This window comes from Streptomyces sp. NPDC058231, from assembly GCF_042882275.1.
Lineage (GTDB): Bacteria > Actinomycetota > Actinomycetes > Streptomycetales > Streptomycetaceae > Streptomyces.
Map to the genome: position 1 here is coordinate 1 of NZ_JBHVWN010000096.1, position 24856 is coordinate 24856.

Genomic DNA, 24856 nt, shown 5'->3' on the forward strand with positions numbered 1-24856 from the left:
TATCGGGGCGACCCTCCGCCTTGCGATCGCACGCACCAGACGCCGCCGAGCCCGCCCTCCGGGCGGACGGCGCTACTTTCGAAACATGCCCTAGCGTGTGAGGCATGGGCGAGACGTACGAGGAGCGGGGGTCCCGGTTCGACGGGGCGATCGTCTGGACGCGGCAGCTGCCGGGCGGGCCCGCCCGGCCGGTACTGCCCGACGGCTGCATAGACCTGCTCTGGACCGACGGCCGGCTCCTCGTCGCCGGACCCGACACACATGCGTATGTCACCCCGGCGGCGGCCGGCGGCCTGTTCACCGGCATCCGGTTCGCCCCCGGCACCGCGCCGGCGCTCCTCGGCGTACCGGCGGACGAACTGCGCGACCGGCGGGTGGAGCTCTCCGATCTGTGGCCGGCCGCTCAGGTGCGCGTACTGGCCGAACGTGTCGCCGACGCCGCCGACCCCGCCGCCGCCCTGGAGGACCTGGCGCTGCGCCGGGCGGCCGGCGCAGCACCGCCGGACCCGCTGATCCGGTCCGTCGTCCGGCAGCTGGCGCAGGGCCGGTCCGTCGCCGCCACGGCCGGCTCGGCCGGTCTCGGCCCCCGCCAGCTGCACCGCCGGTCGCTGGCGGCCTTCGGCTACGGCCCGAAGACGCTGGCCCGGATCCTGCGACTGCAGCGTGCGCTCGCCCTCGTTCAGGCCGGCAGACCGTACGCCGAGGCGGCGCTCGCGGCGGGCTGCGCCGACCAGGCGCATCTCGCGAGGGAGATGCGCGAACTGGCCGGTACGACCCTGAGCGCCTACTGCGAAGCGCCCGCGAACAGCGAGACCGCGCAGCCGTCCGGGTCGAGCACCACCGCGTAACGCTGCCCCCACACGGCGTCCCACGGCTTCAGATGGCCCCGGTACCCGGCGCCGGTCAGTTCGTCGTACACCGCGTCCACCTCCGCCGGCCCGTCGCAGCGGAAGGCGAGCGACACCCGGTCGCCGCCCTGCGGAGCGGACCGGTCCGGGTCGTAGGAGCGGATCACGTCCTCGGTGTCCCACATGAGGCGCTGCCCGCCCGGCAGGGCCACTTCGACATGGGGTGCGGAGTCCGCCTCGGCGGGGATGTCGAGCCCGAGCCGGCGGTAGAAGGCGAGCGATGCGGCCAGATCCGCGGTGGTGATGCCGATCGCGTCGAGTCGTGGAGTCATGGTCCGAACGTAGAACGGTTCCGCACCCCGGGTCTTGTACGAAACGGTCACGCCCCGGCCGGACTGCCGGACACCGCAGGTCCCCCGGAGTCGGGCCGGTGAAGCCGTCAGCGCGGCTCCGGGTCCGGGCGGCCGGCGGGATCCAGGCACGCGGCGGGCGCCGTGCCCGGGTCGGTCAGCGCCATGGCGAGCTGGGCACGCTCGGTGACCCAGCGGGTCGGGCGATACCGCGGGTCCCCGGTCGTCGTGTGCAGCGCCCGGTACAGCTCCAGCATCCGGCCGGCGCCGATCCGGTCGCCCCACGCCAGCGGACCGACCGGATAGCCGAGGCCGGTCGTGACGGCCAGGTCGATGTCGGCCGGGGTGGCGAGGGACCGCTCGGCGATCGACGCGGCGACGGACACGACCGAGGCCAGCAGCCGCTGCGCCACCGAACCCGCCGTGTCCCGCACCACCGACACCGCGTACGGCTCACCGCCGTCCGCCGCCCGCGCCAGCACCGCGCGGGCGTCCCGCGCCGCGGCGGGCCCGGCCGCCGGGGTCACGGCCAGCACCCGGCGCCGCCCGGCCGCGGGCAGCGGGTCGACGCCGAAGGTGCGCGCGGCCGGCAGCCGGTGCGCGGCGACCGCGGCGGCCACGGTGGTGCCCCAGACCGGGACCAGCACCAGCGCGTCCGCGGACGGTTCCGCGCCGTTCTCGACGGTGGCGCCCGCGGCCGTCAGCGTCTGCAGCAGCGTGGTCACATCGGGGTCCGCCGGACTCCCGGCGACGTACACCGGCCGGTCCGCGTCACCCGTGACCGGCGGCTCCGGGACCGGGGAGGGTGTTTCGGGTCCGTACGCGAACCAGCCGTGCCCGGTCTTGCGGCCGTGCAGCCCGGCGGCCACCCGGTTCGGGGTGAGGTAGGAGGGACGGAGCCGGTCCGCGTACCGGAAGCCCTGCCAGATCGAGTCGATGACCGCGGCCGTCACATCGAGACCGGTGAGGTCCATCAGCTCGAACGGGCCCATCCGCAGACCGAGAACGTCCCGCGCGATCCGGTCGATGCCGGCTGGGTCGGTGACCGACTCCTCCAGCAGCGCGAGTGCTTCGGTCACCAGACCGCGGCCGGCGTGGTTGACGAGGAAGCCGGGGGTGTCGGCGACCGTCACCGCCCGGTGCCCGCAGCCCTCGACGAGCGCGGTGAGCGCCGGTGGGATCTCCGGGCGGGTGGCCGCGCCCGGTACCACCTCGACGATCTTCATCAGCGGCACCGGGTTGAAGAAGTGCAGCCCGGCCAGGCGCGTCGGGTCCTTCAGCGCCGCGGCGATCCGGGTGACCGACAGCGACGAGGTGTTGGTCGCGAAGACGGTCGACGCGGGCAGCGTCTCCTCCAGCCGGCCGAAGACCTCCGTCTTGGTACCGAGATCCTCCCGCACCGCCTCGATGACCAGCTCGCACTCCGGACCCGGCGCCCACGGGTCGTCCAGCGCGATCAGCCGGCCCAGGGCGGCGGCGGCGTCCTCGGCGGACATCCGGCCCTTCTGCACGGCCCGGTCGAGCATGGACCGTACGAAGTCGGCAGCGGCTGTCACCGCCTCCGTGCGCACATCGCACAGCTCGACGGTGTGTCCCGCGGTCACGGCCCACTGGGCGATGCCGCGCCCCATGGCTCCGGCGCCGACGATCCTGATACGCATGGCGGTTGGGGTCCTCTCGGCAGTGCTGTCGGTGGGTGGTGCGGGTTCGGCGGGCCGTCCTCGGACTCAACGAAGATAGACGCGCCCGGGATCGACGTCCTCGCGCAGCAGCCGCAGCTCGGCCGCGGTCGGCGGCGGCACGGTGCCGACCGTGCCGGCGACCGCGAGATCCCATCCGGTGGCCGCCCGTACCTGTTCGACGGTGACGCCCGGGTGGACCGCGACCAGGCGCAGCTCCTCGCCGACCCCTGCGCGGGCCAGGATGCCCAGTTCGGTGATGACCCGGGTGACACCGGCGCCCAGCGGCCTGATGCCTTCGGCCAGCGCGCGGTCGGGTCCCGGGGTGGTGCAGAAGTCGAGCGTCTCGGTGAAGGAACGCGGATCGTGGCGGCGCATCACGACGAAGACCTCGCGGGAGTTGGCCATCACCTCGACCCCGCCGCCTGAGCCGGGCAGCCGGACCGACGGGCTGTCCCAGTCGCCGATCACGGACGTGTTGAGACTGCCCCAGCGGTCGATCTGCGCGGCGCCGAGGAACCCCACGTCGATGTGGCCGCCCTGCAGCACGCAGCCGAACAGGGCCGGCATCGAGAGCACCGCCTCGGCACCGGTGATCAGGACCGCGTCGGCGATGGTCTCCGGCAGATGCGAGGGGTGCGCGCCGCACACCCCGGACTCGTACACGACCTCGATCTCCGGAGCGACCGTCAGATGAGCCAGCTCGGTGGCGAGCGTGGGGAGGCCGATCCCGGCGAACACGGTTCGCCGCGCGGCCAGTTCGCGGGAGGCGACGACGGAGAGCAGCTCCGACGACGTGACGGTGCCCGGTGCGGTGGTGGTCATGACCCGTTCCCTCTCGTGTCCCGTTCCCGTACTCACAGCCGGCGTCCGTAGTTCACCGGGAGGCTGAGCGCCTCGCCGACCGCCAGTCCCGCCCAGAACTCCTCGCCCAGCTTGTCGACGTACTCGGCGTGATCGGCCGTGCCGCGCACCCACTCGTCCAGCCACTCCTGCAGACGCTCCGGGTCCTTGCTGATGTGCGACCAGGCCCGGTAGAAGGCGTTGTCCCGGTCGTAGTACCCCTGTGCGAACGACGGGTGTGCGCCGCGCGGGCAGGCGACGACCGCGTCGACGGCGTGGGCGGGGACGAGCGTACGGTTCGGGTCCGAGCGGACCACCTCGTCGTCGACGATCTCCTCGACGACGACGACCGCCCTGTCCGCCGCGTACACCGCTTCGGCCTGGATACCGGTCAGTCCCCACATCTGGGTGTTGCCGCTGCGGTCGGCGCGCTGTGCATGGATGATCGTCACGTCCGGGTTGACGGGCGGGACCACGTAGATCTGCTCGGCCTCGCCGTCGGGGCCCGGGTAGGGCGAAGTGACCTTCCGCAGATCACTGTTGACGGCCGGCAGATCGCTGCCGCCGTAGCTGCGCAGCGGATAGAACGGCAGCCGCTGGGAACCGGCGAGATAGCGGCAGATCATCCCGTAGTGGCTGTACTCCTCGAAGGCGAGCGGCGCCGGGTCGCCGGTCTCGATGCGCCGCCGCAGCTCGCCGAGCGAGCCGGCGGAGGAGTTGCCGACGAAGGACGAGACCAGCCGTGAGACGCAGCCCGCGGCGATCATCTGGTCCACCACGATGTCCGCCGTCATCCGGACGACGGTGAGGTCGCGGCGGCCCTGCCGGATGATCTCGTGCCCCGCGGCGGTCGGTACGAGATGGGTGAAGCCTTCGAGGCAGACGGTGCCACCGTCGTGGACGAAGGCGGAGATCGCCGCCTTCATCGACATCGTCTTGTCCTTGCGGTCCGTCGTGGCCACGGTGCTCCTCTGCCCAGGCGTGCGCGTCGTCCCACCGTGGCAGCGACCATTGATTGCTGTCCAATACCAAATTAAGGTCGCATCAAGACGTCTGATTAATCAATTCCGGTGACCGGACCGGTGAGTGGAGGGGCGGACATGGAGCTGCGCCATCTGTCCGCGTTTGTCGCAGTGGCCGAGGAACTGCACTTCGGCCGTGCTGCGAAGCGGCTCCAGATGGCCCAGCCGCCGCTGAGCCAGCAGATCCGCCAACTGGAGAAGGAGCTGGGGGTCCAGCTCTTCGAGCGGAACACCCGCTCGGTGCGGCTCACCAGCGCGGGGGAGTCCTTCCTGCAGCCGGTACGGATCGTGCTCGACGATCTCGACACCGCGGTACGGGCCGCGAAGGCGGCCGGACGCGGCGAGTACGGGCGGGTCAGCATCGGCTTCGCGGGCGCCTCCAGCCACGAGACGCTGCCGCTCCTCACCAGGGCCGTCCGCGCCGCCCACCCCGCCCTCGAACTGGTCATGAGGGGACAGACATACGCCAACGTCGCCCTCGACGGAGTCGCCGACGGCTCGCTCGACCTGGGGTTCGTCCGGCTGCCGGTGAGTCGGCCCGGAGTGGCGTACCGGGTGATCGACGAGGAGGAACTGGTGTGTGCGCTGCCCTCCGACCACCGGCTCGCCCAGCTGGACACCGTCCCCATCGGGATCCTCGCCGAGGAGCCCTTCGTCTCCTTCCCCGCCAATACCGGCTCCACCGTGCGGGACGCGATGGTCGGCGCCTGCGAAGCGGCCGGGTTCAACCCGCGCGTGGTGCAGGAGGCCCCCGACTCGTACACCATCCTGGCACTGGTCGCCGCGGGCGTCGGCGTGACGCTCACGGTCACCTCCGTCCAGCACATCCAGCAGAACGGCCTGGTCTACCGGTCGCTCACCGGGCCGCCCATCAGGCTCCAGGCGGCGCTGGCCTGGCGGGCCGACAACCCGTCGGCCGCCCTGCGGGCGGTGCTCGCGGTGGCGGAGCAGGCCCTGCCCACCCCGGTTCCCCCGGCGCCGGCCGATTGAGACGCGCCCCGTCTTGAACCAGGGGGAACTGGATATTGGACCGGCTCAGTCACCGGGTGCGAGGGTCGGCGGACACCGCCTCGCCACCGAAAGGTCCAGCCGTGTCCGACCATCAGCTCGATGTCGTCATCTGTGAACCGCTGCGCACCCCCATCGGCCGTTTCGGCGGAGCGTTCGCACAGCTGACCCCGGCCGCGCTCGCGGCGCGCGTCGTCGCTGAGGTCGTCGCCCGCACCGGAATCGACCCCGAACGGGTCGACGAGGTGATCCTCGGGCAGGCCTATCCGTCCTCCGACGCCCCCGCCGTCGGCCGGGTCGCCGCACTCGACGCCGGACTCCCGCAGTCCGTCACCGGCTCCCAGATCGACCGCCGCTGCGGCTCCGGACTGCAGGCCGTGCTCGACGCGGCGATGCAGATCCGGGCCGGCTTCAGCGACGTGGTGATCGCGGGCGGCGTCGACGTGATGAGCGCCGCCCCCTACTACACGCACGAGGGCCGCTGGGGCATCAAGGGCCCCGGCCTTCAGCTCCACGACTCGCTGGCCCGGGGCAGGGTCACCGCGGGCGGCGTCAACCATCCGGTGCCCGGCGGCATGATCGAGACCGCCGAGAACCTGCGGCGCGCGTACGCCGTCAGCCGCGCAGACCAGGACGCCCTCGCCCTGCGCTCCCAGCGGCGCGCCGCCCGCGCAGCGAAGGAGGGGTGGTACGACGCGGAGACCGTCCCCGTCACCGTACGCACCCGCAAGGGCGAGACCACCGTCACCGCGGACGAGCACCCCCGTCCCGACACGACCGCCGAACAGCTCGCCGCCCTGCGTCCGGTCATGCTGAAGTCGGACCCGGACGCCACCGTCACCGCGGGCAACGCCAGCGGCCAGAACGACGCGGCCGCCGCCTGCCTGGTGACGAGCGCCGCGACCGCCGAGCGGCTCGGGCTGAACCCGCTGGTCCGGCTGGTCGCCTTCGCCCGGGCCGGCGTGCCCGCCGCGACCATGGGCATCGGCCCCGTACCGGCGACCCGCGCGGCCCTGGCCCGCGCCGGACTCACTCTCGCCGACCTCGACCTGATCGAGCTCAACGAGGCCTTCGCCGCCCAGGTGCTGGCCTGCACACGCGAGTTGGGCCTCGGCGAAACCGACCACCAACAGCGGATCAATGTCAACGGCTCCGGAGTCTCCCTCGGCCACCCGGTCGGCGCCACCGGCGCCCGCATCCTCGCCACGCTGACCCGGGAGCTGCACCGCCGCGAGGCCCGGTACGGCCTGGAGACCATGTGCATCGGGGGCGGGCAGGGCCTCGCGGCCGTCTTCGAGCGCGTGGCCGCCTGACAACCGCCACCACCCACGCCGCCGGCCCCCACTTTCCTGCGGCGGCGGGCGTCCGGTGACGCCCTGTTCCTTCCCCCGGCGTCCGGCCCGTACGGACGGACCATCGCCCACGGCTGCATGGTGCTCAGCTGGGGCATCCCGATGTTCCTGAGGGCCGCCGCGCGTCCGGTGGCGCACCCCCGCACACGCATCAGGTCCGGCAGGACGGCCGAAGCCGCTCCACCGGACCTGTCTGCTCATTCTCCGGATCTCGCGCGGTGTCAGCTCCGCACGCGGGTCACTTCTGCGCAGCGCGGGCGCGGCGCATCAAGAACGTGCCGCCGAGCACCATGGCGGCGCCGGCAGCGCCCGCGATGCCGACGTTGGCCTCGGTACCGGTGTGCGCCATCTGCGGCGGCTTGTTGTGGTTCCAGTTCTGGTGGTGCCAGTGGTGGTTCCAGTTGTGGTGAGGCCAGTTCACGTGGTGCGCCGGGGGCTGGTGGTACACCGGCGGCTTGTGGTGGGTCGGCGGCTTGTGGTGGACCGGCGGCTTGTGGTGGTGGGCCGGAGGGCAGTCGTGGTGGTGGTGCGCCGGGGGCTGGTGGTACACCGGCGGCTTGTGGTGGGTCGGCGGCCTGTGGTGGTGGGCCGACCCGTTGGAGCAGTGGTTGCCGAACGCGGGGTTCAGCGCGCCGACGACGTCGACGGTGTTGCCGCAGGCGTTGACCGGGATGTCGATCGGGGCCTGGATCAGATTGCCGGACAGGACGCCGGGCGAGTGCGCGGCGACACCCTCGGCGCTCGCGCCGTGGCCGTTGTCGCGGTGCGCGTCACCGCGGTGCGCGTCGCCGGCCTCGGCGCCCGCGCCCTGGCCGTTGCCGCGGTGCGCGTCGCCGCCGTCGTTCTTGCAGTGGTTGCCGAACGCCGGGTTCAGCAGACCGACCACGTCGACCGTGTTGCCGCAGAGGTTGACGGGAATGTTCACCGGCGCCTGGATGGCGTTGCCCGAGCCGACGCCCGGGGAGCCGATGGCAGCACCATCGGCCGAGGCGTCCGCGTGCGCGTACCCACCGGCCGCCGTCATAATTCCTGACGCTGCCGCCATGACGAGCATGCTTTTACTCAAGGCTTTTCGCATTGGTTGCCCTTCCTTAGGACATTTCGCGCGGGCGGATCGCCCGCAGTTCGTTCATCAGGCGGTGCAGCTACCCCCGGTGCTGACCGCCCCGACGGCTCTCCATACGCGATTCGGCAAGCGGCGGACACAGCCCGGCAGAACCCACGGGCTCTCGGGAGCATGTCCTGAATGTGCGCTTGACGACTGCCATAACGACGCGCGGTCGATGAAGAAACCCTGAGGATCGTGAGAATTCCCTTATCACTCGGACGAGTTACGTATGTGCGTTCGCCTTTCACGTGGCGCGCCGCACGATCGGCGGATGTGGTGTCCCCTTTCGCACGGACGTCCGTCGTGACCTGGCATTCGGGTGAATGGAGAGAACCAAACGCACGGTCGCGAGTTGGGCAGGGCGCTCCTGCACGGGGCATCCAGTACTAGAAAGGCAAATCGTGATCAAGAAGGTCCTGGCTGCGGGTGCCGTCGCCGCTTCCGTGGTCGGCATCTCGGCCGCGCTCGCTCCCCAGGCGATGGCCATCGGCAACGACAGTGGGACGACGTCGCTCAGCGGCAACGGCGCCACGCAGTCGTTCGGGAACGCCGAGACCCGTGGTGACTGGAGCCCGCAGTTCGGCCTGGTCCAGGGCTCGCTCAACAAGCCCTGCATCGGCCTGCCGGCCAAGGCCAACCTGGGTTCGCTGCTCGGTGCCGCCGCTCCGATCGCGGTCCAGGACATCAACGTCCTGTCGTCGCCGCAGAATCAGCAGTGCACCGAGAACTCCACCCAGGCCAAGGGCGACGAGCCGCTGTCGCACATCCTGGACAACATCCCGGTGCTCTCCGGCAACGGTGCCGGCAACCGCTGATCCCACCGCATCGAACAACCCGGACCGCCGGCGCTCCTCCCTGCGCGGCCCGGGCCTGATGCAGCGCGCCGGTCATGTGGCCGGCGCAGGCCGGACGTGATTTCGGCCATGGCTCCGGACAACCGGTGCTGCGTCATATGGGCGGGATTTCGAGAAATTTCCTCTCGACCAGTTTCGCCCGCACTCTTAAATCGTTACGAATTACATTGGCGGGGTTACGAGCGGTATCAGGAAACTGCGCGCTCGTGCGGCACGAAAGTCGTGGCCGCTCCGGACCCCGCCGCAGAAAGGGACGAAAGTGAAGTACACCAAGGTTGCAGCCGTCGCCGCCGGAACCCTGATGGCGATCGGTGCCGCTACGCCGGCCTTCGCCGACTCCGGCGCCGGGGCCGCTGCCATCGGATCCCCGGGTGTCCTGTCCGGCAACGTGGTCCAGGTCCCGATCCACATCCCGGTCAACGTCTGTGGCAACACCATCGACGTCATCGGTCTGCTCAACCCGACGTTCGGCAACGCCTGCTTCAACGACTGACTCCTGGTCGGCTGAGCCCAGCGCTCACTGACCGTCGCCCCGGACCGCGCGTCGTGCGCGATCCGGGGCTTCTTCTTTCCTGCGCGCCCCGTTCCGGGAGTCCGCAGCGTCTCCGGATGCGACGGAACGGCAGAAGCCGTTGCGCCGAGCCCGAGGCGCGAGGCGCGCCGGCGGCTGGAGGCTGACACCCGGACGGCTGCGCGGAACGGAGCACCTGACAGTCCATCATCGATTCCGTCCCTTCGGCCCGCACAACACCCGTTCCGGTGATTAGTCATGCAATCGATCGAATGGGCCGTCAGAAAAGGCGGAACGCACAGTTGCCCGACCGGAATCGGATCGTTATCCACGGTGAAAGCGGCAGAAGTCACAAGTAAAGAAGGCTTGTGCGGCGCGGGGACGCGACCGAAACAGATGCCGCTGCAAGAAGGAGACCTGAAAGTGAAGTACGCGAAGACTGCTGCGCTCGTTGCCGGTTCCGTGGTTGCGCTCGGAACGGCTGCTCCCGCCTTCGCCGTCACCACCGCCACGGCCCCCGGCTTCAGCCTCGACAGCGGTGTCAACAGGGTGCTCGCCGATGCCCCCAAGAGCGTGGACCCGCTGATCGACACCGTCGGCGGTGCCGCCGAATCGGTGCAGAAGAAGGGCACCGTGAACAAGGTCGCAGGCCAGGCGACCGGTGTGGCCAAGAGCGCCGCCCCGCTGCTCGGCGGCGTCCCCCTCGGCGGCTGACCCGTCGCACGGCAGCCGTTCCCCCGCCCGTTCCGGGCCGGCGCGTTTCTGCGGTGCCGCCCCTTCGGTGGCCAACCGGATGGCATACGCACCGTTCGAGTGAAGCGGCGCAACCATTCTCACCGGAGCAGGTTGATCAACACGCTCCGGACAGGCGGGCAACTGAAAACCCCAGAAGGGCAGTTTCATGATCAAGAAGATGATGGCCTCGGCAGCTTTCGCTGCCTCGATCGTCGGCGTGTCCGCCGCGGTCGCCCCGCAGGCCATGGCCATCGGCAACGATGGTGGCACCACGTCGCTCAGCGGCAACGGCGCCATGCAGTCGTACGGCAACTCCGCCACCCGTGGCGACTGGAGCCCGCAGTTCGCGCTCATCCAGGGCTCGCTCAACAAGCCCTGCATCGGCCTGCCGGCCAAGGCCAACCTGGGTTCGCTGCTCGGTGCCGCCGCTCCGATCGCGGTCCAGGACATCAACGTCCTGTCGTCGCCGCAGAATCAGCAGTGCACCGAGAACTCCACCCAGGCCAAGGGTGACGAGGCTCTGTCGCACATCCTGGACAACATCCCGGTTCTGTCCGGCAACGGCGCCGCGAACCGCTAGGTCCTCCCGGCCGGACAGGGCGCGCTCCGCAGCCGCCTCCGTGGGGCCGGGCCCGCTCCGCGACCGCCCTTCCCGGCGGCCGTGGCGGGCCGGCCCCACGTCGTGTGTCCGGGCCTACGCCCCCCGAAGGTGGGGCGCATTGGGCCGGTTGCCGCAGTGGGGGCCGCCGTCCCCCGTCACACCGGGTAGAGGCACTTCATGGACGAGTACGACAGTCAGCGCCCGTGGGGCCGACACCGGCACACGGAGGACGTCACACCGATCTACGACCGGCTGCTCGCCGAGTGGCAGGCGGCGCAGCGGGATCAGGAGCCCAAGCGGCGCCCCGACCCGGGCCCGCCCCGTGCGAGCGGTCTCGTCCCCGCCGCCCGCACCTCGGAGGAGTCCTTCGGCGACTGACCGCATCCCGTCGACCTCGCGCCGGATCGAACTCATTTGAGTGGCAGGGCGGAACCAATGATTCCGGATCCGGTTGATCAGTTCGTTCCAGAACGGGACGCTCTGAAAGGTGAAGCGTGATGAAGAAGATGATGGCCGGCGCGGCAGTGGCCGTATCCCTGGTCGGCCTCTCGGCCGCCGCGGCCCCCTCGGCCATGGCGATCGGCAACGACGGTGGCACCACGTCGCTCAGTGGCAACGGGGCCGCGGACGCGTTCGGCAACGCGGTGACCCAGGGCGACCACAGCCCGCAGGCGCAGCTCGTCCAGGGCACCCTGAACAAGCTGTGCATCGGCCTGCCCGCCAAGGTCAACGCCGGTTCGCTCGTCGGCGCGCTGGCTCCCGTGGCGGTCCAGGACATCAACGTCCTGTCGTCGCCGCAGAACCAGCAGTGCGCCGAGAACTCCACCCAGGCCAAGGGTGACGAGGCTCTGTCGCACCTCGTGGACGACATCCCGGTCCTCTCCGGGAACGGTGCCGGCAACAACTGACGCAGCGTCCGGTGCGGGCGGTCGCGGGACATGTGCCCCGCGGCCGCCCGCACTTCCGTTTCCGGGGCCGCGCGCCGCGATGCCCACCGCGCCACGGGGGCGGTGGGCATCACGGTGCGCGGCCCCGGCCGGTCAGCCCAGGGAGCGCACCGGCAGCACGCAGTGGGCGGAGGACATGATGATCTCCTCGTCCGCCGCGAAGGAACGCAGCAGCTCCTCGCTGACCGGACGGCCCGGCACCGCCGCCGGCCAAGGGCGGGTCGCGAACATCGCGTACACCTCCCCCTGGTCGCGGGCGGCGGCCAGCCACTCCGGCGGCGCCGGGTACTGCGCAGTGAAGTGAGGAAGTGTCAGCACGGCCTGTCCCGCCTGGACGAGCAGGGTGACCGGCAGTCCCGGTGTCTCGGCGGCGCGCACGAGACCTGCGCCGACCGGCAGCCCGCTGCGCTCCAGGGCGACCCGCATGGCGGCCTCACCGGCGGCCGGGCCGTCCGATCCGTCGCCCAGCGAGTAGACGAGCAGGAAGGCGACTTCATGTCCGACCCCGGGGTGTTCACCGCTCCACCCGAGCAGGGTGAGGGTGCCCAACTGGGCCTGGGTGAACGTGCGGGTGGCGGTCTGGGGTGAGGTCATGCTCGGCACCCTAACGGCCACGGACCGGCTGTTGTGTATGCGTATCACCTGAACGAGGGATGGCACGGGGCAACTCCGGCGAAACTTGCCGTCGCGGCCGCCCGTGAGGGGCTGACGGGCAGGGTGCCCGGCGTTCCCCCTAAAAGGTGTTGACGCCGCCGGGCGGGGCGGAGCTATGGTGTGCAGCATCACGGACGGCGGACGAGCCGCCGCTGTCGGCCCGTACACGAGCCAGGAGGTGAGGACATTGATGACTGTCACTGCGGTGGGCGCTGCCCACAACCGGAAGAGCATCGTTCCCACCCCCGTGGCCGCCGGCTGACCTTCTCCGTACTTGTCCGCGCCCGAGCGCGCGGTGCCGGGGCCACCCTGTGAAGGGTTTCCCTTGTCTTTCTCGTCTTTCTCCTCGCTTTCCTCTCCTGTCGGTCCGTCCTCGTCGCATCCGCTGACACCGTACGGCTGGGACGACGCCTGGGCCGCAGAATTCGCTCCGTACGCCGAAGAGGGCCTGCTGCCCGGACGGGTGGTGCGGGTGGACCGCGGTCAGTGCGACGTCGTCACCCCCGAGGGCACCGTGCGGGCCGACACCGCGTTCGTGGTGCCGCGCGACCCGATGCGGGTCGTCTGCACGGGCGACTGGGTGGCCGTCGACCCCGACGGCGATCCGCAGTTCGTACGGACGCTGCTCCCGCGGCGGACGGCCTTCGTGCGCTCGACCTCGTCGAAACGTTCCGAAGGACAGGTGCTCGCCACCAACGTCGACCACATCGTCATCTGCGTCTCGCTCGCCGTCGAGCTCGATCTGGGCCGGGTGGAGCGCTTCCTCGCACTCGCCATGTCCAGCTCCAGCGGCGACGCGCTGCTGCGGGACGGCGTGGGTGCCGGGGAAGGCGCCGCCGAACCGCTCGTGGTGCTGACCAAGGCCGACCTGGTGCCCGACACCGCCACGCTGTCGTACCTCGTCCAGGACATCGAGGCCATCGCGCCCGGCGTGCAGGTGCTGACCGTCAGCTCCGCCACCGGAGAAGGCATCGACGTGCTGGGCGCCATCGTCTCCGGCGGCACGAGCGTGCTGCTCGGGGTGTCAGGTGCGGGCAAGTCCACGCTCGCCAACACCCTGCTCGGCGAGGAGGCGATGGAGGTGCAGGCCGCCCGCGACGTCGACGGCAAGGGCCGGCACACCACCACGACGCGCAATCTGCTGGTCCTCCCCTCCGGGGGCGTCATCATCGACACCCCCGGGCTGCGCGGGGTCGGGCTCTGGGACGCGGAGGCCGGCGTCGGGCAGCTGTTCTCGGAGATCGAGCACCTGGCCGGGGAGTGCCGGTTCCACGACTGCGCCCACGAGGCCGAGCCCGGCTGCGCGGTGCTGGGCGCCGTCGAGGACGGCTCGCTGTCCGAGCGGCGCCTCGACAGCTACCGCAAGCTGCTCCGCGAGAACCAGCGCATCGTCGCCAAGACCGATGCCCGGCTCAGGTCCGAGATCACGCGCGAATGGAAGCGCAGAGGGGCCCAAGGGCGGGCGGCCATGGAGGCGAAGCGCGGCCGCGTGCGGTAGCGCCGGGACTTGCCTCCATGTCCGAATACCGCGAGTGCGCCACCCACGGGTGGCGCACACTGAACGGTGTGATGGACGAACGGACCAGGTACGAGGCGGTGAGCAGCCGCGACGCGCGGTTCGACGGGGAGTTCTTCTTCGCCGTCGAGACCACCGGCATCTACTGCCGGCCGAGCTGCCCCGCCGTCACCCCCAAGCGGAAGAACGTCCGCTTCTACCCGACGGCGGCCGCGGCCCAGGGCAACGGCTTCCGGGCCTGCAGGCGCTGCCGCCCGGACGCCGTCCCGGGGTCCGCCGAATGGGACGTGCGCGCCGATGTCGTCGGGCGCGCCATGCGCATGATCGGCGACGGAGTGGTCGACCGGGAGGGCGTGCCGGGGCTCGCCCACCGGCTCGGCTACAGCGCGCGCCAGGTGCAGCGGCAGCTCAACGCCGAGCTGGGCGCCGGCCCCGTCGCTCTCGCCCGCGCCCGGCGTGCCCACACGGCACGGGTGCTGCTCCAGACGACCGGGCTCCCCGTCACCGAGATCGCGTTCGCGTCGGGCTTCGCCAGCGTGCGCCAGTTCAACGACACGATCCGGCAGATCTACGCCCGTACGCCGAGCGCGCTACGGGCCGAGTCCGGGACCGGCACGGCAGCGGCGGTCCGTGAGGCACGCCCGACCGGCATCCCGCTCCGGCTCGCCCATCGCGGCACTTACGCCGCCCGGCAGGTCTTCGATCTGCTGGCCGGTGAGACGATCTCCCGGATCGAGGCGATCAGCGGCGAACCCGGTGACCGCACCTACAGCCGCACGCTGCGGCTGCCCTACGGCACGGGAGCCGTCTCCGTCGACGAGCGGTCCGCCGGCGCATGGCTGGACGCCCGGATCCACCTCACCGATCTGCGTGACCTGACCACGGCGGTGCAGCGGCTGCGGCGCCTCTTCGACCTCGACGCCGACCCGTACGCCGTCGACGAGCGGCTCGGCGCCGATCCTCTCCTCGCACCCCGCGTCGCCGCCCGCCCGGGGCTGCGCTCGCCGGGCGCCGCGGACCCGGAAGAGTTCGCCGTACGGACGCTGGTGGGCCGGTCCGCCGCTGAGCGGCTCGTCGAGACGTACGGGAAGGCCCTCGACGAGCCCCGCGGAGGGCTGACACATGTGTTCCCGGAACCCGGGGTTCTGGCCGGCGCGGTGGACGACCCGGCGCTGCGGGCCCTGACTGCCGCGCTCGCCGACGGATCCGTACGGCTCGACGCGGGGGCAGACCGCGAAGAGGCCGAGCGGGCGCTGCTGCGGCTGCCCGGAGTCGGGCCGGCCGCCGCGGCGCTGATCAGGATGCGGGCGCTCGGTGACCCCGATGTGGACCCGGACCACCACCCGAGGGCGGAGCGGTGGCGGCCCTGGCGTTCGTACGCCGTCCGCCACCTGGCGCTCTAGGTGTTCTGTCCGCGGAGGTCAGGGCCGGTGGCTGGTGCGGGAGCAGCGTTGGTTCGCTACGTACTGGGGGTGTCGGCGAGTTGGGCCAGTTTCTGGGCGGATGGGCTGCCGGGATCGGCGTGGTGTACGACGAGGAGTTGGCCGTCGGTACCGGCGAGCAGGAGTCGTTCGTAACGCAGCTCCAGCCGGCCCACCTGCGGATGGTCTATCTGTGAGGCGCCGGCGCCCCGGGGGCTGACGTCGTGGCGGGCCCACAGACGGCGGAAGGTCTCGCTGTCCGCGGAGAGTTCGTTCACCAACTCGACGATGCGGGGGTCACTGCCATCCGGGCCGATGAGGGCGCGCAGGCTCGCGACGGCGCGGATGGTCATCTCTCCCCAGTTGAGGTAAAGGAAGCGCATGCGCGGGTCGAGGAATGCGGACCGTACGGCATTTGTGCCCGGCTGGTTGCTGGGAGACAGCGCGATGGCCAGGGGGTTGGCCGTCAGGACGTCCATGTAGCGGTTCAGGACCACGGCAGGGGTGCCTGCCCAGGCTGTATTGATCAGTTGCTGAATGCCGGGAGGAACCCGCTCGCCGTCGGGGGCCGGACTGCCGTGTCGCGGAGCGGGGGTGGAGAGGGCGTGCAGGTGCCGGGTCGCGTCCAGGTCGAGCTGGAGGGCGCGGGCGAGGGCATCGAGGACGGCCGGTGAGGGGTTCTGGTCGCGTCCTTGTTCCAGGCGCAGGTAGTACTCGCTGCTGATGCCGGCCAGCAGGGCGACTTCCTCGCGGCGCAGGCCGGGCACGCGGCGGCGGCCCCCGCCGGGCAGGCCGACGTCCTTGGGGTCGACGAGGTCACGACGCGCTCGGAGGTAGTTGCCGAGGTGGTTGGCGCTCACGACTCCACGGTACGAGGCATTCCGCCCCCAGCCTGGTCGGCCCCGTCGGCTGATGATCCGTGCCGGGTTTCCTGGTCCTGGCACTACCAGTGTCGATACGGCCCTGGCTGGGGTCGGGACGCGGAGGAACGATGACAGGGACAAGCAATACGGAATGTTCCCGTTTCCATGGATGTGACGCTATCTGGAAGGTGACCGCAGTGGGCAGCCCCGAACAGCAGAGTTCGGCCGTCGGCTTCATCGGCCTGGGAGACCAGGGTGCCCCCATGGCCCAGGCGATCGGGGGCCATGGTTTCGACCTCCACGTGTGGGCCCGGCGCCCGACGTCGCTGGAGGCGGTGGCAGACATCCCGCATACCGTTCACGCCACGGTCGTCGATCTCGTGGCCGCCAGCGACATCCTGGCGCTGTGCCTGCGCGATGACAGCGACATCTGGGACGTTCTGAATACCCCGGGGGTACGCGACCACCTCCGGCCGGGGACGGTGGTCGTCAATCACGGCACCGGAGATCCGGGCGAGAACGTGAGGATCGCCGAGTCTCTGCGCAGCCTTGGCGCCTCCTACCTGGATGCTCCGGTCAGCGGCGGCGGCCCGGGGGCGAAGGCGCGCACCCTGACCACGTTCGTCGGCGGCGACGAGGGTGCCTTCGAGCGGTGCTCACCGGTATTCGCCACCTTCTCCACCCGCGTCAGCCGCATGGGCCCGGTTGGGAGCGGTCAGATGACCAAGCTCCTCAACAACGCCATGACGATGTCGAACCTGAAGAACGCCGTGGACCTGATCCGCGTCGCCCAGCAGCTCCACATGGACATCCCGGCCGTCCTCGACGTGATCTCCGACAGCAGCGGAGGCAGCGCCTCACTGCGCGCGCTCGGCACCGTCATCACCCCCGAGATCGCCCCCCACCTGCAGGGCCTGATGCGCAAGGACATCGAGCACTTCGCCAACGCCGTGCGAGCCCAGGGCTTCGACCCGGAGGAACTGCGCCGCCGTGCACTGGCCGGCGCCGACGGCCTGGTGGAGGCGGTCACCCTCGCAACCGCACCAGGCCACGCGGCCTGACCCCCCTCACCGTCCGATGCCCATCGCGCCCCTCCCCGCGCCGGCACCCCGAACTTCCACTCCCACGCACCCTCGCGAAAGAGATCTGATCATGACTCGCGTCACGACCCCCTTCGGCTTCTCCTCCACCGCTGACGAAGTAGCCCGCGGCATCGACCTCTCCGGACGGCGCGCGATCATCACCGGCGCCACCTCCGGCATCGGCATCGAGACCGCCCGGACTCTGGCAGCCACCGGCGCCCAGGTGACGCTGGCCGTACGCAACACGGCAGCCGGTGAAGCAACCGCTGCCGACATCACCGCGACCACCGGCAACAAGGACATCCACGTCGCCCGCCTCGATGTCTCGGACCGGACCTCGGTGGACGCCTTCGTAAAGGCGTGGGACGGGCCGCTCCACCTCTTGGTCAACAACGCCGGGATCATGGCCACGCCCGAACTCGAACGTACCCCCGAGGGCTGGGAGATGCAGTTCGCCACCAACCACCTCGGCCACTTCGCCCTGACCACCGGCCTGCACGACGCACTGGCCGCCGGCGGCAACGCACGCACCGTGGTTGTCAGCTCCAGTGGACATCTGATCTCCCCGGTTGTCTTCGACGACATCAACTTCCACTACCGTCCCTACGACCCGCTGGTGGCCTACGGGCAGTCCAAGACCGCCACCGTGCTCTTCGCCGTCGAGGCCAGCCGCCGCTGGGCGGCCGACGGGATCACCGCCAACGCCCTCATGCCCGGCGCCATCGCCACCAACCTCCAGCGCCACACCGGCGGCCTCAAGACCCCGCCCGAGCGCCGCAAGTCCCCCCAGCAGGGCGCCGCAACCTCCGTGCTGCTGGCCATCTCTCCTCAGCTGGAAGGCATCGGCGGCCGCTACTTCGAAGACTGCAACGAAGCCGTCCCGGTCTCCGACGGCAACGGCTGGGCCGGCGGCGTCGCACCCTACGCACTCGACACCGCCAACGCGGAACGCCTGTGGGAGGAGTCCCTGCGACTCCTGTCCTGACCCCCCGCCACCCACTGGCGGCCACCCTCGCCACGGCCGGGCGCACCAGCCACCACTCGTGCGCCCGGCCGCCTCCGCCTGGCTCTCTGCGTGGTACGGGATGGCTGGCCGCTACGACGGGCAGCCGAACGCTTCCAGGTGTCGCCCACTACCGCCAAGCGATGGGCGCACCGCTGCTGTGGGCAAGGCGTCTCCTGGCGGCTCATACGCAGGCACATCGAATGATCCGAGCTATACCTTCACGGAAGGAAGGCAGGGGGTGTCGGGGCGTCAATAGGGCAGGAGAGATCCGATGTGTTTCGGTATGGCCGGACAGAATCCGGACTGATGACCACGGCGCGGGGCGCCGTTGGTCAGCCCCGGATCACCGCGCCCAGCCACGCACCCGTCACCAGCAGGCAGGAGAGCAGCTCCACGAGTACGGAGTAGCCGGTGCTCCGCATCACCGAGCGGAGCGAGGCCCGGGCCGCCCCGCCGCTGCCGAGCCGCAGGCGCTCCGCCCCGTAGACCGCCCCGACGTACCCCACGATCCCGCCCACCACCGGCACCACGAAGAAGCCCACGATCGCCGCGATCCCGCCCGCCATCAGCGTCCTGCGCGGCGCCCCCGACTCGCGCGGTCGCCTAGGTCGCAGCAGCGGCTTCAGCGCCTGGTTCACCAGCAGGAGCGCGGTGGCCCCGATCAGCACCCCCCAGGCGGTCGGCGTCACATCGGTGAGCGCCCACCACAGCACGGCGGCCCAGACGATGGCCTGCCCCGGCACCCCCGGCACCAGCACGCCGATCAGGCCGATCAGCATGACCAGGCCCATGGCGACGAGCTGCCACACACTCATCTCACCAGCCTGCCGGAGTCCGGCCCGTCCCGCCCGCCGACGCGCTTCCGGGCGGAACCGTCGGCGCAGCTCAGAGGGGACGGTGACGCGATTCCGGGTCTCGCGTGCGGACCTTCAGGCCCGCGGCTCGCGGGCCACCCAGCCCCGTTCGTACGCATGCCAGCCAAGCTGCAACCGCGTCGACACCCCGGTCAGCTCCATCAGGCCCTTCACCCGCCGCTGGACCGTCCGCAGCCCCAGCTCCAGCTGTTTCGCGACGCTCGCGTCCGTGAGCCCCGCCAGCAGCAGTGACAGGATCTCCAGATCGGTCGGGTCGGGCGCCAGGGGTGCCTCCTGCGCCCAGCCGGTCTCGCCGAGCCGCAGCGGCATGGCCTCACGCCACACCGCCTCGAAGAGCCCCATCAGCGACTCCAGCAGGCCGGAGGCGTGGACGACCAATGCCGCGGGTTCGGAGCCCCGGCTGGTCAGCGGGACCATCGCCAGCGAGGCGTCGGCGACGACCAGCTTGGTGGGTACCCGGTCGACCACCCGGCACTGCTCGTTCCGGCTCAGCGCGGCCGACAGCTCCATGATTCCGGACGGCAGGGCGAGCACCTCCCGCTCGAGCACCACCCGGAACGACACCCCGCGGGTCGCGGCCCGCTCCTCGGACTCGTTGTCCAGGCCGCTGACCGCGATCGGTTTGCCGGTGACCAGGGCGCACACCTCACTCGTCGCACCCAGCTGCAACTGGTGGAAGCGGTGTGCCACCGCGCTCGCCCCGGTGACCACCTCGACCAGGTCGTGCACGGCGGGCTCGGCGGCGTCGGCCCGGTACTCCTCGGCCAGCAGCGCCGCCGCCAGTTCCGCCCGCTCCAGCTCATGGCGCTGCTCGGTCAGCAGCGCGCCCAGGGCGACCCCCGGTGGCGCCGCCACCCACCGTCCGGTGCGGGCCGACGACTGGGCGGCGAGACCCTGTTGCTCCAGCCGCCGCAGTGCCCGTTCGGTGTCCGACTCGGGGAGCCCCAGCCGGTGTGCGAGGTCCGGCACCTCCGCCGCGCCCATCGCGACGAGCGCGCGGTAGGCGGACTCCTGTATCTCGTCGAGACCTATGGCTCCCAGCACCCTCGGACCCCTCCCCGGACGTGTCATTTCTGCATCTTGCGCACTCTCCGGCCGACCGGCCGTGGCGGAAAGCGGCCACGGCGTAAACCCGCCGTGCACATCATCCCTGTCTCGCACGTCCCTCTGCCAATGTGGCGCCACCGCAGTACCAACAACCTTCGGAGACAGGGCCTTTGTGTGGCCTTCTTCCGGAATCACCTGGGGAGTGCGATGCGCCCGATATCACGTACGGCGCTGGGAGCGGCGACTGCCGCCGTCCTGGCGGCCACCGTGGTCGCGCCGTCCGTGGCCGTGCCACAGGACGCGCCCGCCGCGACGAGACCGCTCACCGGCAGTGCGGCAGCCACCGCCGCCACTGCCGCGAAGGGCGGCAAGCCGGTCACCGTCACCCTGGTCACCGGCGACAAATTCCTGGTGAGTACGGACGGTTCGGGGGCGACGACGGCCACCGCGCTGCCGCGCGAGGACGGCACCGTGCCCCTCGTGCAGACCCGGCAGTCCGGCAAGGACCTGTACGTCTATCCGGACACCGCGTCCGAGGCGCTCGCCGCGGGCACGGTCGACGAGGAACTCTTCAACGTCACCGGACTGATCCGTCAGGGATACGACGACGCGAGCACCAAGTCGCTGCCGCTGATCGCGGTCTACGGTCACGACCTGACCCGTTCCGCGCCGGTCACCCCGCGCGGAGCGAAGACCGGGCTCTCCCTCGACGCCATCGACGGTGTCGCGCTCAAGGCGGACAAGTCGAAGAGCGCAGACTTCTGGGCGGACGTCACCGGGGCCACCCGCTCCCGTTCGGCCTCCGGCCTGAAGAAGCTCTGGCTCGACCGCAAGGTTCAGGCCACCCTGGACCGGTCGACCAAGCAGATCGGCGCCGACCTCGCCTGGGCCGCCGGATACGACGGCAAGGGCACCAAGGTTGCCGTTCTCGACACCGGTGTCGACGCCGAACACCCGGACCTCAAGGGCCGGATCACCGCCTCGGTGAACTTCACCGACTCCGACACCACCGACGACCGGCAGGGCCACGGCACGCACACCATCTCGACGGTGGGCGGTTCCGGCGCGGCCAGCGACGGCAAGAAGAAGGGCGTCGCTCCCGGCGCCGACCTGCTCGCGGGCAAGGTCCTCAACGACAGTGGCTCCGGCGCGGAGTCATGGATCATCGCCGGCATGCAGTGGGCCGTCGACCAGAAGGCCGACGTCGTCTCCATGAGCCTCGGCAGTCAGACGCCGACCGACTGCACCGACCCGATGAGCGTCGCCGCCGAGGAACTCGCCCAGAGCAAGGACACCTTGTTCGTCATCGCGGCCGGCAACTCCGGTCCGACGCTGAACACCGTCTCCTCGCCGGGCTGCGCCCCCAGTGTGCTGACCGTCGGCGCGGTCGACCGCGACGACTCCACGGCTCAGTTCTCCAGCCGCGGACCTGCGATCGGCTCGCACACCCTCAAGCCCGAGATCGCCGCCCCCGGCGTCGACATCTCGGCCGCTGCGGCCGGCGGCCGCGGGGTGTACGCGTACCGGACGATGTCCGGCACGTCGATGGCGACGCCGCATGTCGCCGGCGCCGCAGCCATCGTGAAGCAGCGTCACCCGGACTGGACCGCCCAGCAGATCAAGGCCGCTCTCGTCTCCTCCGCGAAGAGCGACATCCCCGGCGACGTGCGGGAGACCGGCGGCGGCCGCCTCGATGTGAAGGCCGCCATCGACACCACCGTCGTCGGGGCCCCCGCCGTCCAGGGCGGCACGTTCAACTGGCCGCAGGACAGGAGCGACCGCACCACGGTCGACGTCCCGTACACCAACTCCGGCACCGAGCCGGTGAAGCTGTCGCTGAAGGTCCAGGGCGTCACCGGCAACGACGGCTCGGCGGTCCGCTCCTCCGTCGCCAAGCTCGACGCGAGCGATGTCACCGTCCCGGCCGGGGCGACCGTCAAGGTCCCGCTGCACATCGATCCGACCGCGCAGCTGAAGGCCGCCCAGTACGGCGATGTCACCGGGCGCGTACTGGCCACCGGCGCCGACGGCGTCAAGGTCTCCACCCCGTTCTCGCTGTACGTCGGCGCCGAGACGGTCACCCTGCGCGTCAAGCTGATCGACCGCACCGGCAAGCCCGCCGCGGGCTCCTCCTCGCTGGACGTCATCGGCACCGACACCGCCGCCGGTGAGCGCCGCTTCAACGACGGCGCGGCCGACCAGGTGTACCAGGTGCGCCCCGGCGCGTACTTCGTCTCCAGCTTCGTCACGTCGCCGGATCTGAAGGATGCCACCGGCAGGATGGTCGAGTCCGTCGGCTACCTCGCCAGGCCGCAGCTGAACGTCACCAAGGACACCACCCTGGTACTGGACGCCCGCAAGGCCCACCGGCTCCAGGTGAAGACCGAGGACCGCACGTCCGAGAACCGCTCCACGACCCTCACCTTCGGTCGCAGCTGGGACGACGTCTGGCTGCACTCGGGCTCCATCACCGGCAGCCGCATCGTCAAGAACTACTTCGCCGACATCGAGGGCCGGGCCGGCGACGGCGACTTCGACTTCACCAGCTTCTGGCGGGCGTACGCCCCGCAGATCGAGAAGCTCTCCGTCGTCGGCGGTGCCCAGCTGCACCCGCAGACGGCGAGCACCGGAGCCGTCAGCCTCGACGGCACGGGCGAGGCCGCGCTCGTCGACGCGGGCACCGGCACCCCGGACGAGCTGAAGGCCGCCGGTGTCGAGGGCAAGATCGCACTGGTGAAGGTCGCCGACGACGGATACATGACCGTCCCGGCACGGAACGCCAAGGCTGCCGGCGCAAAGGCGATCATCGTGTACCGGCCGTCCGCCGGCACGTGGCTGCCGTCCCTCGGCTTCGGCTCGGCCCCGCTGCCCTCCCTCGCAGTCGAGGCCGGTGAGGCCGCCGGCCTGACCGCCGCACTCGCCGACGGTCCCGTGAAGCTGCGCTGGAAGGCCACCGCCGCCAGCCCGTTCGTCTACAACCTGGGCTTCCCCGAGACCGGCCCGGTCACCTCGGACCGCACCTACAAGGTCCGTGACAGCAAGCTCGGCAAGTCCACCGCCACGTACGAGGCGATGGGCGTCGCAGCCGACTACGTCGACTCGGTGGTCTTCGACCGGCCGTACGGCGGACGCTTCTCCGCCGCGTTCGACACCGTCGCCGTCCCGGGCAGGCGCACCGAGTACTACTCGGCGGGCGACACCGCCTGGGAGCGTTACATCTCCTCGAGTTTCCCCTGGGGCGAGTCCATGGTCGACCCGGCCCACACCTACAAGTCCGGCTCGCAGCGCACCGAGAACTGGTACCGGGGGATTCTCGGCCCGTCCACCCCGCGCGACGCCCAGGGCAAGGAGGTGCTCGCCGCCGAACGGCAGGACAACCTGATCGGCGTCGCCCCGGGCTTCTGGGCCGACAGCGAACACGCCGGTCTCCAGGGCTCCTTCGGAGACTTCGGCAACATGACGCTGACCAGCGGCGACAAGAACTACGGCAGCAGCGGATACCCGTCCGGCGTGTTCGAGGTGCCGGCCGAGGACGCACCGTACGAACTGACCATGACTACCATGAAGGGCGGTTCGCCCGCAGACGTGTGGAAGCGGTCCACCCAGACCGAGACCACCTGGAAATTCCGTTCCGAGCGGGACGAGAACGCGTACTCTCAGGGTATTCCGCTCCTCTTCCCGGGCTACGACCTGGCGACGGACGGGATGAAGACCCTGGCGGCGAAGGACGGTCAGAAGATCGGCCTGAGCGTCACCGGCCACGCGGGCTACACACCCGGCAAGCTGACCGCGGCCAAGGTCTCGTACTCGTACGACGGCGGCACGACCTGGATCCAGGCCACCACCGCACAGCGGGACGGGCGTTGGACCGCGACCGTGAACCACGCGGGCGCGGCCGGCAAGCCGGTCACGCTGAAGACGGAACTGACGGACGCCAACGGCAACTCCGTCGTCCAGACCGTCGTCGACGCATACGCGGTGCGCTGACCCGGGTCACACCAGAACCGGTCCGCCGGGCGTCCTTCCCGTGGGGGGTGGGGTCGCCCGGCGGACCTCTTTTTTCCTGATGACCCGTTTTCGTACGGCCCGTGCGGTGGACAATAAGGGCATGAGTCAGCAGGGGGAGAGGCCCGCCGCCCACGAGGACGACTGGTGGCGCAGGCTGTACGACGAAACCGCGGCGGACGCCGGGGCGAGTGGCGCGCCCGACAGTCTCGACGACCGCTTCGACTCGGCTTCGGGAGCGGTGGGTCCGGCCGGGCGGGGCGGACACGACACGGACGGCGCCTTCCCGGGCCCCCGGTCGGCGCCGACCGGGGGGCCGCCGCCCCCGCCGCCCGGGCGACCCGCGTCACCCGGACGCCCCGTGCCGACGGCACGCGCCCCGTGGGAACCGCCGCCCGCCACCTGGCAGCCGCGCACACCCGCCGCGCCGCCGGCCCCGCCCGCCGTCGCAGCACCTCCACCCGCAGAGGTGCCGCCCCCCGCCCACCCCGCCCCCCCCCCCCCCCCCCCCCCCCCCCCCCCGCCCCCG

23 protein-coding genes and 1 pseudogene are annotated in these 24856 nt (G+C 71.2%); 15 read left to right on the plus strand and 9 right to left on the minus strand.

What is annotated here, in order from left to right:
* Positions 1–104 precede the first annotated feature (104 nt).
* Positions 105–848, plus strand: coding sequence for a helix-turn-helix domain-containing protein (locus ACFVXE_RS35735; RefSeq protein ID WP_389677571.1), 744 nt, complete (start codon positions 105–107; stop codon positions 846–848).
* Here ACFVXE_RS35735 and ACFVXE_RS35740 read toward each other — a convergent pair.
* From ACFVXE_RS35740 to ACFVXE_RS35755, 4 genes are all read right to left on the minus strand, one after another.
* Positions 785–1180, minus strand: a complete 396-nt coding sequence (locus ACFVXE_RS35740; protein ID WP_389677573.1) for a VOC family protein — start codon at positions 1178–1180, stop codon at positions 785–787. The two genes, ACFVXE_RS35735 and ACFVXE_RS35740, sit on opposite strands and share 64 nt — an antisense overlap.
* A 107-nt stretch (positions 1181–1287) precedes the next feature.
* A complete protein-coding gene (locus ACFVXE_RS35745) occupies positions 1288–2859 on the minus strand; it encodes a 3-hydroxyacyl-CoA dehydrogenase (RefSeq protein WP_389677575.1) in 1572 nt (523 codons plus the stop codon).
* Between the two features lie 66 nt (positions 2860–2925).
* Positions 2926–3702 (minus strand): CoA-transferase subunit beta, encoded by a 777-nt coding sequence (locus ACFVXE_RS35750; RefSeq protein WP_389677577.1) that lies wholly within the window; start codon positions 3700–3702, stop codon positions 2926–2928.
* Positions 3703–3734: 32 nt separating this feature from the next.
* On the minus strand, positions 3735–4652 hold the full coding sequence (locus ACFVXE_RS35755) for a CoA transferase subunit A (RefSeq protein WP_389677600.1): 918 nt from the start codon (positions 4650–4652) through the stop codon (positions 3735–3737).
* Between the two features lie 168 nt (positions 4653–4820).
* On the opposite strand from ACFVXE_RS35755, the gene ACFVXE_RS35760 reads away from it, so the two are divergent.
* A complete protein-coding gene (locus ACFVXE_RS35760; RefSeq protein ID WP_389677579.1) occupies positions 4821–5732 on the plus strand; it encodes a LysR family transcriptional regulator in 912 nt (303 codons plus the stop codon).
* 101 nt (positions 5733–5833) lie between these two features.
* Positions 5834–7063 (plus strand): acetyl-CoA C-acetyltransferase, encoded by a 1230-nt coding sequence (locus ACFVXE_RS35765; protein WP_389677581.1) that lies wholly within the window; start codon positions 5834–5836, stop codon positions 7061–7063.
* 277 nt (positions 7064–7340) lie between these two features.
* Here the strand turns inward: ACFVXE_RS35765 and ACFVXE_RS35770 are convergent, their stop codons facing one another.
* Entirely contained in the window at positions 7341–8156 is an 816-nt protein-coding gene (locus ACFVXE_RS35770; protein WP_389677602.1) for a chaplin, read from the minus strand.
* A gap of 455 nt (positions 8157–8611) precedes the next feature.
* Here ACFVXE_RS35770 and ACFVXE_RS35775 point away from each other — a divergent pair, with 455 nt between their 5' ends.
* From ACFVXE_RS35775 to ACFVXE_RS35800, 6 genes are all read left to right on the plus strand, one after another.
* A complete protein-coding gene (locus tag ACFVXE_RS35775; protein WP_389677583.1) occupies positions 8612–9025 on the plus strand; it encodes a rodlin in 414 nt (137 codons plus the stop codon).
* 298 nt (positions 9026–9323) lie between these two features.
* Positions 9324–9557 (plus strand): chaplin, encoded by a 234-nt coding sequence (locus tag ACFVXE_RS35780; protein ID WP_389677584.1) that lies wholly within the window; start codon positions 9324–9326, stop codon positions 9555–9557.
* 441 nt (positions 9558–9998) lie between these two features.
* Complete coding sequence (locus tag ACFVXE_RS35785) at positions 9999–10289, plus strand: hypothetical protein (protein WP_389677586.1); 291 nt, start codon at positions 9999–10001, stop codon at positions 10287–10289.
* A 187-nt stretch (positions 10290–10476) separates the two neighbouring features.
* Entirely contained in the window at positions 10477–10890 is a 414-nt protein-coding gene (locus ACFVXE_RS35790; RefSeq protein WP_389677588.1) for a rodlin, read from the plus strand.
* Between the two features lie 198 nt (positions 10891–11088).
* Positions 11089–11289, plus strand: coding sequence for a hypothetical protein (locus ACFVXE_RS35795; protein ID WP_389677589.1), 201 nt, complete (start codon positions 11089–11091; stop codon positions 11287–11289).
* Between the two features lie 119 nt (positions 11290–11408).
* Positions 11409–11819 carry a rodlin gene (locus ACFVXE_RS35800; RefSeq protein WP_389677591.1) on the plus strand — a complete coding sequence of 137 codons (411 nt, stop codon included), beginning with the start codon at positions 11409–11411 and terminating at the stop codon, positions 11817–11819.
* A 132-nt stretch (positions 11820–11951) separates the two neighbouring features.
* Here the strand turns inward: ACFVXE_RS35800 and ACFVXE_RS35805 are convergent, their stop codons facing one another.
* Complete coding sequence (locus ACFVXE_RS35805; protein WP_389677592.1) at positions 11952–12452, minus strand: DUF5949 family protein; 501 nt, start codon at positions 12450–12452, stop codon at positions 11952–11954.
* A gap of 385 nt (positions 12453–12837) precedes the next feature.
* On the opposite strand from ACFVXE_RS35805, the gene rsgA reads away from it, so the two are divergent.
* Both rsgA and ACFVXE_RS35815 read left to right on the plus strand, forming a co-directional pair.
* Positions 12838–14010 (plus strand): ribosome small subunit-dependent GTPase A, encoded by a 1173-nt coding sequence (rsgA, locus tag ACFVXE_RS35810; RefSeq protein WP_389677593.1) that lies wholly within the window; start codon positions 12838–12840, stop codon positions 14008–14010.
* 71 nt (positions 14011–14081) lie between these two features.
* Complete coding sequence (locus tag ACFVXE_RS35815) at positions 14082–15431, plus strand: DNA-3-methyladenine glycosylase 2 family protein (protein ID WP_389677603.1); 1350 nt, start codon at positions 14082–14084, stop codon at positions 15429–15431.
* 56 nt (positions 15432–15487) lie between these two features.
* Here the strand turns inward: ACFVXE_RS35815 and ACFVXE_RS35820 are convergent, their stop codons facing one another.
* Entirely contained in the window at positions 15488–16309 is an 822-nt protein-coding gene (locus tag ACFVXE_RS35820) for a helix-turn-helix domain-containing protein (protein ID WP_389677595.1), read from the minus strand.
* Positions 16310–16509: 200 nt separating this feature from the next.
* Between ACFVXE_RS35820 and ACFVXE_RS35825 the strand changes: the two genes are divergently transcribed.
* From ACFVXE_RS35825 to ACFVXE_RS35835, 3 genes and pseudogenes are all read left to right on the plus strand, one after another.
* Positions 16510–17373 carry an NAD(P)-dependent oxidoreductase gene (locus ACFVXE_RS35825; RefSeq protein ID WP_389677596.1) on the plus strand — a complete coding sequence of 288 codons (864 nt, stop codon included), beginning with the start codon at positions 16510–16512 and terminating at the stop codon, positions 17371–17373.
* A 91-nt stretch (positions 17374–17464) separates the two neighbouring features.
* Positions 17465–18379, plus strand: a complete 915-nt coding sequence (locus ACFVXE_RS35830) for an SDR family NAD(P)-dependent oxidoreductase (RefSeq protein WP_389677597.1) — start codon at positions 17465–17467, stop codon at positions 18377–18379.
* 78 nt (positions 18380–18457) lie between these two features.
* Positions 18458–18553 (plus strand): annotated as a pseudogene (locus tag ACFVXE_RS35835) (helix-turn-helix domain-containing protein); the annotation flags it as partial.
* 179 nt (positions 18554–18732) lie between these two features.
* Here the strand turns inward: ACFVXE_RS35835 and ACFVXE_RS35840 are convergent.
* Both ACFVXE_RS35840 and ACFVXE_RS35845 read right to left on the minus strand, forming a co-directional pair.
* The gene (locus ACFVXE_RS35840; protein WP_389677598.1) at positions 18733–19215 is read right to left on the minus strand and encodes a DUF456 domain-containing protein; all 483 of its coding nucleotides are present in this window, start codon (positions 19213–19215) and stop codon (positions 18733–18735) included.
* A 114-nt stretch (positions 19216–19329) separates the two neighbouring features.
* Complete coding sequence (locus tag ACFVXE_RS35845; protein ID WP_389677604.1) at positions 19330–20319, minus strand: helix-turn-helix domain-containing protein; 990 nt, start codon at positions 20317–20319, stop codon at positions 19330–19332.
* Between the two features lie 210 nt (positions 20320–20529).
* On the opposite strand from ACFVXE_RS35845, the gene ACFVXE_RS35850 reads away from it, so the two are divergent.
* Entirely contained in the window at positions 20530–24309 is a 3780-nt protein-coding gene (locus ACFVXE_RS35850; RefSeq protein WP_389677599.1) for a S8 family serine peptidase, read from the plus strand.
* The last annotated feature ends 547 nt before the right edge of the window (positions 24310–24856 follow it).